Origin of the sequence: Arsenophonus sp. ENCA, from assembly GCF_002287155.1 — a bacterium.
Lineage (GTDB): Bacteria > Pseudomonadota > Gammaproteobacteria > Enterobacterales > Enterobacteriaceae > Arsenophonus > Arsenophonus nilaparvatae.
This window is the reverse complement of the sequence record NZ_NHNG01000541.1, coordinates 1-15,257: the sequence shown is the minus strand read 5'-3', so window position 1 is coordinate 15,257 and position 15,257 is coordinate 1. Positions and strand designations below refer to the sequence as shown.

The following is a 15,257-nucleotide window of genomic DNA, read 5'->3' as shown; positions in this document are numbered from 1 at the left end:
AACTCAAGCAGGAAGCGATGCCTGCTCATTGGAAACCAACCAAGCGGCGACAAAAAGATTTAGACGCCACGTGGACTAAAAAACACGGTAAGAGTCATTATGGCTATAAGCTTTCGGTAAACATGGATAAGAAGTACAAATTCATCAGAAAAATCGTCACCGATACGGCCAGCACCCACGACAGTCAGCATTTCGAAAGGGTCATTGACAAGGCCAACACCAATCGCAATATCTACGCCGACCGAGGCTATCCCTCTGCGGAGCGGGAAGCTTGGCTGAAGGCAAACGGCTATAGGAGCCAGATTCAGCGTAAAGGCCATCGAAACAAACCGTTGTCCAAGACTCAGCAAGGGCGAAACCACAGGATTGCAAAGACTAGGGCACGGGTTGAACATGCATTTGCGGCGATGGAACAAATGGGTAGAAAACTGATCCGCACCATTGGACAGGTGCGCGCTAATTTTGCCATGACGATGATGGCAGCATGTTACAACCTAAAGCGGTTGGCGTACTTCCAGAGCGCGTGCATCGTGGCTTTGTGACGCCCAGAATGGGTCAAATGGCCCTAGCCAGCGCAATGTGCGATAGAATCAGTAGCGTGATAATCAAAAAAAATCTAATTATTTAGAATGAAAGCCAAGGGTTAATTGAAAATCTTGAGTTTTTCGAGGTGCCCATTAATCTAAATTTTGATATGAAGATTATAACTTATGGTTCTAAATTTTCCGTGATAAAAATATTCGATTTAGAAATATAACTGAAAGAGTTATTGAGACACTGAGTTCATAGTTTGTAAGCAGTAATCAATAAATATAAGGGTATTTTCATCAATATAATCAATGTAACTATCTTGAAAATGCTTATTTTTTAATTTGATATAATTAATTCTTGATTCGAAGTCAGTTTTATCAGATTGTTATTAATAATTTGTTGAATAAATGGTGTTTTTTTAAATGTTAATGTTAAATTTTAATAGATTAGAGAATGTTTTATATTGGTGTTTTGCTTTTTTATTAGCGCTAATTATTGCAATTTTGTTTTCTATTCAGGGTGGTTTTGATGATAGTCTTGTTTATTATGGGCAGTTTATTATAGTAAAAAAAGTTGGTTTTTATGAGGCTGTTTATTCAATTTTTTCTCAAACTGGTAAATTTGAACCTGGGATAATCTTAGTATTTTATATACAGTCTTTTTTTATTGATTCGTTAAATTCTTTTTTGATTGTCAATATCTGTATAATCAATTTATTATTGGCCAGTTTATATTTTATATATAATAAAAGCTCGCATAATAACTCTAGAATTTCTTATTTGTCCATAGCAATATTATTTTTATCTTATTATACATTTGCTAATTATATTTATATATGGCGAAGTATATATGCTTTTTATTTTATAGGTTTGTATATTTTATTTTGCAAAAAAAATAAATATAATTTTATTTTTTTAGTTTTTGCATTTTTTTTCCATTTTTCATCTTTAGCATATATATCAATTTATTTTATTATTAAAAATATAAAATTAAGTAAACTAAAGGTTATCGGTTCATCATTTATAATGTCTATTATGATATTTGTAATGATGTTTTTTTTGCCTGAATTTATCACACTTTTTACCTCTGGAGATGGGCAATCAGTATTTATAACTCTTGATAAAGAAGTTTATCTTATTTTTAGAAGGATATTAATAAGTTCATCTTTTTTTTTATATTATTGATTTATACTCCACCAAAGAATTTCGAAAAATTATATTTTTTAATACTAACTTTGGTTATTTTTTCTATTATATTCTCTTTTAATGCACAGTTATCATGGCGTATTTTATCACCAGCGGCTATGTTAGGAACGATACTCTTAATTAATGTATCAAAAAACAAATCTATTATATATTTTTTATTATTGTTATCCACTGTCCCTTCATTAAGGCTTCTATATTTATTTTCAGTAGGGCAATTTCATGCATCATAAAAAAATTAGTGTAATTATACCATGTTATAATGCAAGTAAAACTATTAGCAGAGCAATTAATTCGGTATTACAGCAATTTTATCCAATATTTGAAATAATATGTATAGATGATAATTCAAAAGATAATACAGTAGAAATATTAGAGAAAGAATTTGATAATATTATTCTAATAAAAAATAAAAAGAATGTTGGTGCAGCTAAATCAAGAAACATTGGTATGAATAAAGCAAAGGGGGACTTTATTGCTTTTTTAGATTCTGATGATATTTGGTATTCTAATAAAATAGAAATACAGATCCAGTATATAATTAAGTTTAATTTGGTTTTTATAGGTTCTACTTTTTCAATAAATGAAATTAAACAATTAAATAATAGTGAGTATAGTTATAAATTATTATTTTTATATAAATTAGCACTATCCAATAAATTATCTACTTCTTCAGTTATTATTAAAAATATAAATATAAAATTTGATGAACGAATGAGATATGCGGAAGACTATGATTTATGGTTAAGAATTACTAAATTTTATCCCAATGATGCAGGGTTCATTATACAACCATTAGTTAGCTTAGGTAAGCATAATTATAGTATTTCAGGTTTAAGTTCTCATTTATTAAAAATGGAAAGAGGTGAATTATTGGCTTTGAAAAATAATCTAGGTTATTATAAGCATATATTCCAGTTTTTTTCACTTATTAAATTTCTTCGTAGATTAATTATAGTTTATATATTAAAAAATAAATGTATTAAAAATAATTAGTTTTATGCTTTTTTATTCTATAATATATAAAATTAATTATTTATAAATATTAAGCAGCACTTATGAATATAGTGAAAATTATAAAAATATAATTTGTATAATAAAATATTTTTCTATGTTAATAAGATGTATTAAAATAAGCTTGATAAAGTTAGTGTTATTTTTAATTTAAATGCTAAGTTTATATTTATATGAGCAATATAATAGAAAAATTTATATTATTATTTATAATAACTAATTTTTAGAAAACCATTAATTAATATAAATTATTAAATTTAATTTTTATTGGAAAATGTTTTATGTTTTTCATTTTTGATAAATCGAGTTGGTAAGGTGTAAGGTAGGAATTTTAATTTATTCATAATAAAAAATTATTTATTGAAAATTAAATTAATCCAAAAATTAACTTGTGACCAATATTAATATTAAAGTGGCAAATATGATTAATAATATACTCCCTGTGATAATGGCAGGTGGCTCTGGAAGTAGATTATGGCCATTATCGAGATCCCTCTATCCAAAACAGTTTTTATCTTTAACTTCTACATCGTCTACTATGCTACAAGAAACTGTCGCAAGGCTAGATAATATTGAACACTTGCCACCAATTTTTATCTGTAATGAAGAACATAGATTTGTTGTTGCGGAGCAACTTCGGAAAAATAATATTATATATAGTAATATTTTACTTGAACCTGAAGGTAGAAATACAGCACCAGCAGTGGCACTTGCTGCTTTAAAAGCAATTACTGATGGCTGCGATCCTTTATTATTAGTGCTGGCAGCTGATCATCTTATTGCAGATGTTGATATATTTGAAGCATCTATTATGAATGCTATTAAGCATGCTGAAAATAATAAGTTAGTTACCTTTGGTATTTTTCCAGATAGCCCCGAAACTGGTTATGGCTATATTCGTCGAGGCGCTGAAATTAGTGAATCTGTGTTTAAGGTAAAAGAATTTGTTGAAAAGCCATGCCTTAAGAAAGCTTCTGAATATTTAAATTCAAATGAATATTTTTGGAATAGTGGAATTTTCTTTTTTAAAGCATCAGTATATTTAAGTGAATTGAAGCGATATAGAAAAGATATTTATGATATTTGTGTTAATGCTATATCCGATACTCATGTTGATTTGGACTTTACACGATTAGATGAAACAGAGTTTTTAAAATGCCCTTCAGAATCAATAGATTATGCGGTAATGGAACATTCTAAAGATACTGTTGTAGTTAATATGAATGCAGGGTGGAATGATATTGGTTCATGGGCTTCATTATGGAATGTTACTGATAAGGATTTCAATGGTAATGCCGTTCGTGGTGATGTCTTAACTGATACGACAAAGAATTGTTACATATATTCTCAAAATAGGCTAATTGCTGCGGTAGGTCTTAGCAATTTGGCTATTGTTGAAACAAAAGATGCTGTGTTAGTTGTCGATATAAATAAAACGCAAGATGTTAAAAATATTGTTGAAACATTAAAGAAAAATAATAGAACAGAGTATTTACAACATAAAGAAGTTTTTCGTCCATGGGGAAAGCACGACACAATAGCAGAAGGTGCACGATATCATGTTAAATCGGTTACGGTAAAACCAGGAGAAAAAACGGCAAAGCAATTACATTATCATAGAGCAGAGCACTGGGTTGTTGTTTCAGGAACAGCCCAAGTTACAAAAGGTGATGAGATAGTATTGCTTACAGAAAATGAATCAATTTACATACCTGTTGGGGTGCCTCATGCTGTTGAGAATCCAGGTGTCATTCCTTTAGAATTAATTGAAGTTCGTACAGGCGTATATTTAAATGAAAATGATGTTATAAGACTTGAAGAATATGGAGCCGGCTATTAGTTATGAATAAATTAACATGTTTTAAAACCTATGATATTCGTGGGCGGCTGGTTGATGAGATTAATGATGATATAGCTTATCGTATAGGACGTGCCTATGGTGAGTTCTTAAAACCGAAAAATGTGGTAGTAGGAAATGATGCGCGTTTAACTAGTGAATCGCTAAAATTATCACTTGCTAAAGGTTTGAGAGACAGTGGTGTTGATGTAGTAGATATCGGTCTTGCGGGTACTGAGGAAATATATTTTTCTACATTTCATTTAGGGTTAGATGGTGGTATTGAAGTGACTGCCAGCCACAACCCAATTGATTTCAATGGTATGAAATTAGTTAAGAGAAATGCGGAGCCAATAAATTATGAAAATGAATTGAAACAAATACAGGCTTTAGCTGAAAAAAATAAATTTCCTGATTTATCTGAAGATAAAAAAGGTAACTATAAGTGTGTTTCTATTTTAGATGATTATGTAAAACATTTATTGAGTTATATTAATATTAATAAGTTAAATAAATTAAAATTGGTAATTAATTCTGGTAATGGCGCAGCTGGACACGTTATTGATAAATTAGAAAGCGAATTTAAACGAAATAATATATTAATTGAGATAATTAAAATTCATCATGAACCTGATGGTCATTTTCCTCATGGAATACCAAATCCTTTATTACCAGAGAATAGATTAGATACTGCCGAAGCAGTCATAAAAAATAATGCAGATATTGGAATCGCATTTGATGGCGATTTTGATAGATGTTTTTTCTTTGATGAAAAAGGTTGTTTTATTGAAGGATATTATATAGTTGGTTTGCTTGCAGAGTATTTCTTGAAAAAAAATCCAGAAGAACGGATCATTCATGATCCGCGATTATTCTGGAATACCATTGAGATTGTGAAAAAAAATGGTGGAACGCCTATTCAGTCAAAAACAGGTCATGCTTTTATGAAGGAAAAAATGAGAAAAGAGAATGCTGTTTATGGCGGAGAAATGAGTGCACATCACTATTTTCGAAATTTTGCCTATTGCGATAGTGGTATGATACCTTGGTTATTAATTATAGAGTTGCTTTCACAGGAGAACATCACGTTATCTGAATTAGTCAACAGTATGATAGATGCATATCCTTCCTCAGGGGAAATTAATAGCAATATTGATAATCCATTGATTGCTATTAAGAGTGTTGAGAATCATTATGCAAATGATGCTGTAATGATAGATAAAACTGATGGGGTTAGTATTGAGTTTGAAGATTGGCGGTTTAATCTTCGTTCATCAAATACCGAGAATCTTGTTAGGCTTAATGTTGAGTCTAGAAAAAATATAAAACTTATGAATAAGAAGACTTGTGAAATATTGAAAATTTTAACTTCATATTAGTGTTGAATATTTTTGTATTAGTATAAAATATGATTTTTAGCTTAATTTTTGTTTTTATAGCGTAGTATATAACTTACAGGATTAATTGGTAGTGAGTGTTATATTCTGTAATATACATTTTGATTTTAAGTTGTTATTTTACTGTGTTTAATATATCTCAATCGAAAAAATTAAATAAATAGTAAATAATATTTTTTAATTTAAAAAGTTAGAATATATATTGAGGTTTATTTATCATTTTGTTTAAGCAATTATATTTTATTTTTAGTGTTTTAAAATTACTGAGGAAGTTATGAAAAAAGCTTTAATTACTGGTGTAACTGGTCAGGATGGTTCTTATTTGGTTGAATTCCTTTTGGAAAAAGGTTACCAAGTACATGGTCTTCAAAGACGTTCATCTTCATTTAATACTCAACGAATAGATCATATATTTCAAGAGAAAAAATTAAACAGTAAAAATTTTGTTTTACATTATGGTGATTTAACTGATTCATCGAATTTGACTCGACTTTTGAAAGAAATTGAGCCTGATGAAGTTTATAATCTGGGAGCTCAGTCACACGTAGCAATATCTTTTGATTGTCCTGAATATACCGCTGATGTTGATGCTATGGGGACTCTTCGTTTATTAGAAGCGATACGTTTTTTAGGTTTACAAAAAAAAACGAGGTTTTATCAAGCTTCCACATCTGAACTATATGGCCTAGTACGAGAAATTCCACAAAAGGAAACAACGCCATTCCATCCTCGTTCACCTTATGCAGTCGCAAAATTATATGCATATTGGATCACTGTTAATTACCGCGAAGCTTATGGTATTTATGCCTGTAATGGGATTTTATTTAATCATGAATCACCACGTCGTGGCGAAACTTTTGTAACAAGGAAGATAACGAGGACGCTTGCTAATATATCTCAAGGGTTAGAAAAATGTTTATATTTGGGTAATTTGAATTCACTGCGAGATTGGGGACATGCAAAAGATTATGTTCGTATGCAATGGCTAATGTTACAACAGGAACAACCGGATGATTTTGTTATTGCGACAGGCAAACAAATTTCTGTTAGAGAATTTGTTTGTATTGCCGCTAGAGAATTAGGAATTGAATTAGAGTTTAAAGGTACTGGTCTTGATGAAGTTGGTATTGTGAAGTCAATCTCTGGTGATACATTGTCTGTAAATGTCGGTGATGTTATTGTTAAGGTTGATTGTCGGTATTTTAGGCCAGCAGAAGTTGATACTCTATTAGGTGATCCATCAAAAACTAAAAATAAATTAGGCTGGAAACCAGAAATTACAGTAAATGAAATGTGTGCTGAAATGGTGCAGAGTGACTTGCAACAAGCTAAAGCAATAGCAATTTTAAAGTCCCATGGTTATGAAATTCCCGTCGCAATAGAATCTAAGTAAGGTTAAAAATTGAAAATATTACTTACGGGTGCGGGCGGCATGGTAGGCCGAAATATTGTTGCTCATGTTAAATTTGCTGAGCACAAATTTCTTATCCCATCGAGAAATGAATTAAATTTACTAGAAAAAATGCAGATTACAGCTTATTTGCAAAAAAATAAACCTGATTTTATTATTCATGCCGCAGGAATTGTTGGCGGAATTAACGCAAATATTAATAATCCTATCAGATTCTTAGTTGAAAATATGCAAATGGGTATTAATTTGTTAACTGCCGCTAAGGATAATAATATTAAGAATTTATTAAATTTAGGTAGTTCTTGTATGTATCCTAGGGATCATAATACAAAATTGACCGAAAATATGGTTCTTACTGGGGAATTAGAACCGACGAATGAAGGCTATGCACTAGCGAAGATCGCATGTGCTAGATTATGCGAATATATCAATCGGGAAGATTCGTTGTTCCTATATAAAACGGTTATTCCATGTAATTTATATGGTAAATATGATAAGTTCGATGAACAGAATTCTCATATGATCCCTGCCGTGATAAGAAAAATCATGAGTGCGATCGAAGAAAATAAAAATCAAGTTGAAATATGGGGAGACGGTGAAGCCAGACGTGAGTTTATGTATGCCGGAGATTTAGCTGATTTTATATTTTATGCGATTGATAATTTCCCAAAGATGCCTTTCAATATCAATGTAGGTTTAGGTTATGATTATACTATCACGGAGTATTATAGAGTCATTGCTAAGATCTTAGGATATAAAGGAACCTTTATTTATAATAAATCTAAACCAATAGGAATGCGGCGTAAACTCATAGATAATACTTTATTATCTAAATTTGGTTGGTCAAATAAAATAGATTTAGAAAGTGGTATAAGAAAAACTTGTGAATATTTTTTAAATGAGAATATAAATGATTAATTTTCCATTAACAATTAGTACCTGGGATCAAAATGAACTTGATGCTATTCAAAGAGTTATTGATTCAAACATGTTCACTATGGGGGAATCTGTAAGGCAATATGAAAAAGACTTTGCTCATTACTTTGGTTCCAAATATGCAGTCATGGTCAGCTCTGGTTCAACGGCTAATTTATTAATGATTGCCTCATTATTCTTTACTAAAAATCCGAAACTTAAGCGTGGTGATGAAATAATTGTTCCAGCAGTTTCTTGGTCAACAACATATTTTCCATTACAACAGTATGGCCTTCATGTTAAATTTGTCGATATCGATAAAAAAACATTAAATATGGATCTTGATAAATTAAAATCAGCAATTACAGAAAAAACAAAAGCTATTTTAACGGTTAATTTATTAGGCAATCTGAATGATTTTAAGGCGATCAATAAAATTATTGAAGGTAAAGATATTTTTATTCTTGAAGATAATTGTGAATCCATGGGAGCTACTTTAAATGGTAAACAAGCAGGTACATTTGGTCTGATGGGAACCTTTAGCTCATTTTTTTCACATCATATAGCAACCATGGAAGGTGGTTGTATTATAACTGATGATGAAGAGCTGTATCATATATTACTTTGTATTAGAGCTCATGGCTGGACACGTAATTTACCTGAACATAATCATGTAACTGGGCAAAAAAGTAATGATCCTTTTGAAGAGTCATTTAAATTTGTACTTCCAGGATATAATGTTCGGCCATTAGAAATGAGTGGTGCAATTGGAATTGAACAATTAAAAAAATTACCTAATTTTATTGAAATGCGTAGAAAAAATGCCCTTGTTTTTAAAGAATTATTCAATAATCATCCTTATATAGATATTCAGCATGAAACCGGAGAAAGCAGCTGGTTTGGCTTTGCTTTAATACTTAAAGAAAATGCGCCTTTATCTAGAGCAGATTTAGTCAAAAAGTTGGTTGATGCAGGAATTGAATGTCGCCCTATTGTGACAGGAAATTTCTTAAAGAATAGCAAAGTGCTTAGATTTTTTAACTATACAGTTTCTGGTGAAATTAGAGATGCTGAGTATATAGATAAAAATGGATTATTCGTCGGGAATCACCAAGTAGACCTTAGTCAGCAGATAGACTATCTCTATAAGTTACTTCAATAAATTATAACTCTTTAGAGAAAATATTTAATAAAAAAGTAGTTTTGAATTAGTCTTTTAAAAATTATAGTAAGTATCATATTGATGTTTATGTCTATTAGTTATTTTTAATAATTTAAATTTTAAACTTGGTGTTGTGAATTGAATAATAAAATAAAGTCGATAAAATATACATCAAAGATTTATATTATAATTAATTTTAATTAAGAAGTATTTTCATTGTTTTTTATAAGAGATAAGAATGAAGAAAAAAATTGTATTTGTTGTTACAAAATCAGAAATAGGTGGTGCTCAAACATGGATCTATGAATTAAAAAAAATTATTCAACCATATTATGATGTTTATCTAATTACTTCAGAAAATGGTTGGTTAACAAATAAGTTTGATAAGAATAAAGTAAAAATAATACCAAATATTATAAAGTTTTTTGATTTTAAAGCTAGTTACAAAATAGCAAAATATTTAAAATCGATTTCAGCAGATATTATTATTTCTAACTCTGCAAATGCAGGCATTCATGCTAGATTATCAAAAATTTTATATAGTCATAAACATATATATGTTTCTCATGGTTGGTCTTGTATTTATAATGGTGGGAGCTTTAAAAAGTTATTTTGTTTTATAGAAAAAATGCTTTCTTTTATTACTGATTGTATTTTATGTGTATCAAATAGAGATAGTAGTAATGCTATTAGTATTATTGGTATTAATGAGAAAAAAATTTCAATTATTAAAAATAGTATATCCCCGTTAACATATAAGGTAACAAAAAATAAGAGAAAAAAAATTATTTTCTTAGGACGATTGGCCCATCCTAAAAGACCTGATTTATTTATTAATGCTTCAAAATATTTTCCAAATGCTGATTTTTATTTGGTTGGTGATGGCCCTAAAAAATATCTTATTGAAGATGAAAAAAATAAAAGCAATAATTTGTTTTTTTTAGGTGAGATAAAAAATTTTAGTAATTTTCATGAATATGATATTTTCATTCTTTGCTCTGATAGTGAAGGACTTCCTATGTCTGCTATTGAGGCAGCTTCAGCAGGCCTCCCTTTGTTACTAAGCAATGTTGGTGGTTGTGAAGAACTTATTTTTTCAGAACATGGAATTTCTAATGGGCTTTTATTTGAGAACACATTAGATAGTTTAAATTGCGCTATTCAAAACATGTTAAATGATTATGATGCCTTTTTACAGAAGGCTCAGAGTTTAAGATCTGAATTTGATATTGCAAATGTACTAGATAGTTATATAAAAATCATTGAAGAGTAGAAAATTATCATGCTAACAATCCTCGGTGGTTCCGGTTTTATCGGTACCCGTCTTGCTAATCAATTAAAAGCACAACAAATTGAGTTTAAAATCGTTGATATTAATAAAAGCCCGGCACATCCAGACAACTGGCTATTTGGTGATGTCACTAAGGTAGAAACTTTATTGGAGCCATTAAAAGACGCTTCCATTATTATTAATCTAGCGGCGCAACATCAGGATAATGTGCATCCTATCAGTCTCTATTATGAAGTGAATGTGGAAGGTGCGAAAAATGTTTGTCAGGTTGCTGAGCAGCTAGATATTAAACATATTATTTTTACTTCTTCGCTGGCGGTTTATGGTTTTGTTGAGCAGGAAACTGGTGAAGATGGTAAATTTCAGCCTTTTAATGATTATGGTAAATCGAAGTTGGCAGCCGAGCGTGTCTATGATGACTGGCATGCAAAAGATAGCCAACGGACATTAGTGACTATTCGCCCGACTGTGGTTTTCGGTGAGGGTAATCGCGGCAATGTTTATAACCTATTTAGACAAATTGCTGCCGGGCAGTTTTTGATGATTGGTTCTGGCAATAATCAGAAATCGATGGCGTATGTGGAAAATGTCGCTGCCTTTTTATATTTTGTTACTAAATTAAAAGCTGGCCGTCATATCTTTAATTATGTTGATAAACCTGATTTCACCATGGATCAGTTAACCGAAATTATTTGTCTGGCATTGCAAAAACAGAAATCCAATCTCCGTATTCCTTATTCGTTGGGTCTTTTGGCGGGTTATTTTTTTGATTTGCTCGCTAAAATAACGGGTAAAAATTTTTCTATAAGCAGTATTCGGGTTAAAAAATTCTGTGCTCGCACTCAATTTAAATCTAATACCATCGCTGATACGGGATTTGAACCGCCGGTAACCTTGGCAAAGGGGATAGAAAATACCGTTCAGTTTGAGTTTAAAAAATCATTAGATTAATAAAAAATTCTGTTTGCTTAATTGGGCACAATTGAAAGCGTTAACAGTGACAATGATTGTGTTAGAATACAGTACTTATTGTTGAGGGCTGTATGTTAAACATCGTTTTATTTGAACCTGAAATTCCACCGAATACCGGTAATATTATTCGTCTATGCGCGAATACCGGCTGTAAGTTACATCTCATTGAACCATTGGGTTTTACCTGGGACGATAAACGGTTACGGCGGGCAGGGTTAGATTATCATGAGTTTGCCAATATTCAGCGTCATCATGATTATTTTGCTTTTCTAACTAGTATTGCTTTGTCCAACGCGCATTGTCAGACAGCATCTGCTAACCGTTTATTTGCTTTGACAACCAAAGGAACGCCAAGCCATAGTAGTGTGGCATATCGGCCGGGGGATTATTTAATGTTTGGGCCGGAGACCCGCGGTTTACCTGCATATGTTCTTGATGAGTTACCAACCAGTCAAAAGATCCGTATCCCAATGTTAGCAGATAGGCGCAGTATGAATTTGTCCAATTCCGTTGCAGTGGTGGTATTTGAAGCATGGCGCCAATTGGATTACCCCGGTGCACTGTTGCGTGAGTAATTTTATTCACCAAAGGTTGATGGCATGGTTAGATACCCTCACCAAAACCATGGATTGAGTTGCTAAATTTTTGATCCATATCTAGTGAAGGTTTTTTGCTGTTCGGTGTTCCCACTTTGCGCGCTGGTACTCCTGCCACGGTAGTATGAGGTGGTACATGGTGTAGCACTACTGAACCCGCGCCAATTTTAGCGCCCTTGCCAATTTCTATATTGCCTAAAATTTTTGCTCCCGCCCCGATCATCACCCCTTCACGAACTTTAGGATGACGATCTCCACCTGTTTTGCCGGTTCCACCAAGGGTGACTGATTGCAGTATCGAAACGTCATTTTCAACTACCGCCGTTTCGCCTATAACGATACCTGTTGCGTGATCAAGCATAATACCGTAGCCAATACTAGCCGCGGGATGGATATCAACCCCAAAAGAGACAGATATTTGGCTTTGCAGATAAGTTGCTAATGTCGTGCGATCCACTTTCCATAACCAGTGGCCGATACGATAAGCCTGTAAAGCATGAAAGCCCTTTAAATATAATAACGGGATTGAATATTTGTCGACTGCCGGATCACGTTGTACGATGGCTTTTAGATCACGAGCGGCATAAGCGATCATTTGTTTATCGTTTTTATAAGCATCTTGAATAATCTCTCGAACGGTAATCGCTGGCATAATCGGGGTAGCTAACTTGTTTGCCAGGATATAACTTAACGCATTACCAAGATTATCATGCTTAAGTAATGTCTCATGAAAAAAGCTGGCTAATATTGGCTCACAATTGGCTAAAATTTCACCCTCTTGCTTTATTATCGTCCAAATTTCCTCAAGTTGCTGTCGAGACATATTCACACTCTACTATTTTTAATGATCAAGAAGCACGTGTATCATTAGTTTCGTCTTTGGTTGCGCGGCTAAGTAATGTATTTGCTGCTTCGAGTACATTTTTATTACCGTACAGCACCTGATAGATTTGCTCGGTAATTGGCATTTCTACACCAACACGTTGCGCTAATGCACGGACTTCTTTGGTATTTAAGTAACCTTCAACCACCTGACCAATCTGCTTTTCAGCTTCTTTAGTCTGCATGCCTTGGCCGAGCAACATGCCAAAGCGACGATTACGCGATTGGTTGTCGGTACATGTCAAAACCAAATCACCTAAACCAGCCATTCCCATAAATGTAGAGGATTGAGCACCCATAGCGATGCCTAAGCGGCTGATTTCAGCTAATCCTCGGGTGATCAACGCTGTGCGAGCATTGGCGCCAAATCCGATACCATCGGACATGCCGGCACTAATCGCAATGACATTTTTGACCGCACCACCTAACTGCACACCGATCATATCTGGATTTTTATAAACTCGAAAACTCTTACCGCAATGGAAAAGTTGCTGTAGCTCTTCACTAAATTCTGCATTAGAAGCGGCTACCGCAATAGCAGTCGGTAAGCCGGCAGCCAGTTCTTTGGCAAAAGTTGGGCCGGAAAGAACAGCTAGCTGAATTTTATCTCCGAGCGTTTCGCGGGCAACGTCTTTTGTAACAGGCGTCCAGTCCCGTGTTCGAGCCCTTTTGTTGCCCAAATAATGCGTGAGTGTTGCGTTAAGTAAGGTTGAATATTTTGCAAAACTTGATTAAATGCATGGCTTGGAACGACGATCAATATATTGTGGCTTGCGGTTATTGCCGTCTTCAGGGAAACTTCAGGTAACAAATTGTCTGGGAATGGAACGTCGGGCAAAAATGCTTGGTTGCAGCGCTCTTGTTGTAATTTTTTAATCTGCTGAGGATCATGTCCCCAAAGCAGAACGCGGTGGCCATTACGGGCAAGTGTAATGGCTAATGCGGTGCCATAAGAGCCGGCACCGATAACTGTCATCGAAACAGTGTTCATTAAGCTTCCTGATGATCTGCCGAATTTTCAGTTTCGGCAGTATGCTGTTGTTGTAGATAGTTCATAAACAATGCATCAAAGTTAACAGGCGCTAAGTTTAGTTGAGGAAAAGTTCCACGGCTAACTAAATTGGTAATACATTCACGCGCATAGGGAAATAAAATATTTGGGCAATAAGCGCCTAAACAATGAGCCATTTGGCTTTCTTCGATACCATCAATAGAGAAAATGCCGGCTTGTTGCACTTCGCACAGGAAAGCGGTTTCTTCAGCGACGCTGGCGGTAACCGTGACCCGTAAGATAACTTCATAAACATGTTCAGCTAATTCACTAGACGAGGTGTCTAAATCTAATTTGACTTCTGGTTGCCACTCTTGCTGAAAAATATTGGGGGCACTTGGTGTTTCAAATGAGATATCTTTAGTATAAATTCGTTGGATCTGGAATACCATCTCTTCATGACTTTGTTCTGACATAATGTTAATTACCTTTTAAATTTCCTTATGATATTGAATTGTATAAACATAATTGCTGATGTGTCCGATGAATTACTTTTTGCCGCGGGCTAGAGGTAAATTTTCGCTAGACCAACCGGTAATTCCTTCTTTTAGAATAAAGACACGTTCAAAACCATATTGCACCAGTTGTTCAGCAGGTTTAGATGCTTCCATGCCATTTGCTGAGACAACAATAATGGGGTCGGGTAGCAACGTGACATCTCTGTCACGCCGCCCCCTAAGAACGGTACGTGCAAGTTTCCCCGCATACCGCTCAAGCCTTTATAAGTTACGATACTATACGATCGTAACCAGCAGCCCTACTATGTTTTTGTCGATGGCAATTAGGATGTAAGAGTTCAAGATTGCTGAGTTCGTTTCCGCCTCCTTTCACTCTTTCCACTTTATGGTGTATATTCCAACCAGTTTCTTGAGTAATTAATTGGTTACAGCACAAACAGCGTTTATCTTGTCTTCTCCATAATACGCTCACTTTCTTATTACCTACGGCTTTTTGTTTCCAGGTATTTTCTAGCCTTTTTTCGAAATATATTTCCCA

15 protein-coding genes and 2 pseudogenes are annotated in these 15,257 nt (G+C 33.3%); 11 read left to right on the top strand and 6 right to left on the bottom strand.

Annotated features, from left to right (window positions below; genetic code table 11):
• Positions 1-542, top strand: a 542-nt coding sequence (locus tag CBG25_RS14100; protein WP_290607388.1) for an IS5 family transposase, incomplete at its 5' end; no start/stop codon positions are given.
• 411 nt (positions 543-953) lie between these two features.
• The gene (locus CBG25_RS14095) at positions 954-1,715 is read left to right on the top strand and encodes an EpsG family protein (protein ID WP_290607387.1); all 762 of its coding nucleotides are present in this window, start codon (positions 954-956) and stop codon (positions 1,713-1,715) included.
• Position 1,716: 1 nt separating this feature from the next.
• Here CBG25_RS14095 and CBG25_RS14090 read toward each other — a convergent pair whose 3' ends face one another.
• Positions 1,717-1,908 carry a hypothetical protein gene (locus CBG25_RS14090; protein ID WP_290607385.1) on the bottom strand — a complete coding sequence of 64 codons (192 nt, stop codon included), beginning with the start codon at positions 1,906-1,908 and terminating at the stop codon, positions 1,717-1,719.
• A gap of 47 nt (positions 1,909-1,955) precedes the next feature.
• Here CBG25_RS14090 and CBG25_RS14085 point away from each other — a divergent pair, with 47 nt between their 5' ends.
• The 9 genes from CBG25_RS14085 (at position 1,956) to trmL (ending at position 12,307) form a co-directional block, all read left to right on the top strand.
• Complete coding sequence (locus CBG25_RS14085; protein WP_290607384.1) at positions 1,956-2,729, top strand: glycosyltransferase family 2 protein; 774 nt, start codon at positions 1,956-1,958, stop codon at positions 2,727-2,729.
• 439 nt (positions 2,730-3,168) lie between these two features.
• A complete protein-coding gene (locus tag CBG25_RS14080; RefSeq protein WP_290607383.1) occupies positions 3,169-4,587 on the top strand; it encodes a mannose-1-phosphate guanylyltransferase/mannose-6-phosphate isomerase in 1,419 nt (472 codons plus the stop codon).
• Positions 4,588-4,589: 2 nt separating this feature from the next.
• Positions 4,590-5,963 (top strand): phosphomannomutase CpsG, encoded by a 1,374-nt coding sequence (locus CBG25_RS14075; protein WP_290607381.1) that lies wholly within the window; start codon positions 4,590-4,592, stop codon positions 5,961-5,963.
• A 292-nt stretch (positions 5,964-6,255) separates the two neighbouring features.
• Entirely contained in the window at positions 6,256-7,374 is a 1,119-nt protein-coding gene (gene gmd / locus CBG25_RS14070; RefSeq protein WP_290607379.1) for a GDP-mannose 4,6-dehydratase, read from the top strand.
• Between the two features lie 9 nt (positions 7,375-7,383).
• Positions 7,384-8,310: an NAD-dependent epimerase/dehydratase family protein gene (locus tag CBG25_RS14065; protein WP_290607377.1), complete on the top strand. Its 927-nt coding sequence runs from the start codon at positions 7,384-7,386 to the stop codon at positions 8,308-8,310.
• Positions 8,303-9,469, top strand: coding sequence for a DegT/DnrJ/EryC1/StrS family aminotransferase (locus tag CBG25_RS14060; RefSeq protein ID WP_290607375.1), 1,167 nt, complete (start codon positions 8,303-8,305; stop codon positions 9,467-9,469). Before CBG25_RS14065 ends, CBG25_RS14060 begins: the two co-directional genes overlap by 8 nt.
• Before the next feature lie 238 nt (positions 9,470-9,707).
• Positions 9,708-10,742, top strand: coding sequence for a glycosyltransferase (locus CBG25_RS14055; RefSeq protein WP_290607373.1), 1,035 nt, complete (start codon positions 9,708-9,710; stop codon positions 10,740-10,742).
• Between the two features lie 9 nt (positions 10,743-10,751).
• On the top strand, positions 10,752-11,711 hold the full coding sequence (locus tag CBG25_RS14050; RefSeq protein ID WP_290607371.1) for an NAD-dependent epimerase/dehydratase family protein: 960 nt from the start codon (positions 10,752-10,754) through the stop codon (positions 11,709-11,711).
• A 92-nt stretch (positions 11,712-11,803) separates the two neighbouring features.
• Positions 11,804-12,307 (top strand): tRNA (uridine(34)/cytosine(34)/5-carboxymethylaminomethyluridine(34)-2'-O)-methyltransferase TrmL, encoded by a 504-nt coding sequence (gene trmL / locus CBG25_RS14045; RefSeq protein ID WP_290607369.1) that lies wholly within the window; start codon positions 11,804-11,806, stop codon positions 12,305-12,307.
• A gap of 28 nt (positions 12,308-12,335) precedes the next feature.
• Here trmL and cysE read toward each other — a convergent pair whose 3' ends face one another.
• From cysE to CBG25_RS14020, 5 genes and pseudogenes are all read right to left on the bottom strand, one after another.
• The gene (cysE, locus tag CBG25_RS14040) at positions 12,336-13,151 is read right to left on the bottom strand and encodes a serine O-acetyltransferase (protein ID WP_290607390.1); all 816 of its coding nucleotides are present in this window, start codon (positions 13,149-13,151) and stop codon (positions 12,336-12,338) included.
• A 25-nt stretch (positions 13,152-13,176) separates the two neighbouring features.
• Positions 13,177-14,201 (bottom strand): annotated as a pseudogene (gene gpsA, locus CBG25_RS14035) (NAD(P)H-dependent glycerol-3-phosphate dehydrogenase).
• Positions 14,201-14,677, bottom strand: a complete 477-nt coding sequence (secB, locus tag CBG25_RS14030) for a protein-export chaperone SecB (protein ID WP_032115785.1) — start codon at positions 14,675-14,677, stop codon at positions 14,201-14,203. The pseudogene gpsA and the gene secB overlap by 1 nt, the downstream one beginning before the upstream one ends.
• Before the next feature lie 72 nt (positions 14,678-14,749).
• Positions 14,750-14,899 (bottom strand): annotated as a pseudogene (locus CBG25_RS14025) (rhodanese-like domain-containing protein); the annotation flags it as partial.
• 88 nt (positions 14,900-14,987) lie between these two features.
• A partial coding sequence (locus tag CBG25_RS14020; protein WP_290607366.1) for an HNH endonuclease signature motif containing protein occupies positions 14,988-15,257 on the bottom strand: 270 nt, incomplete at its 5' end.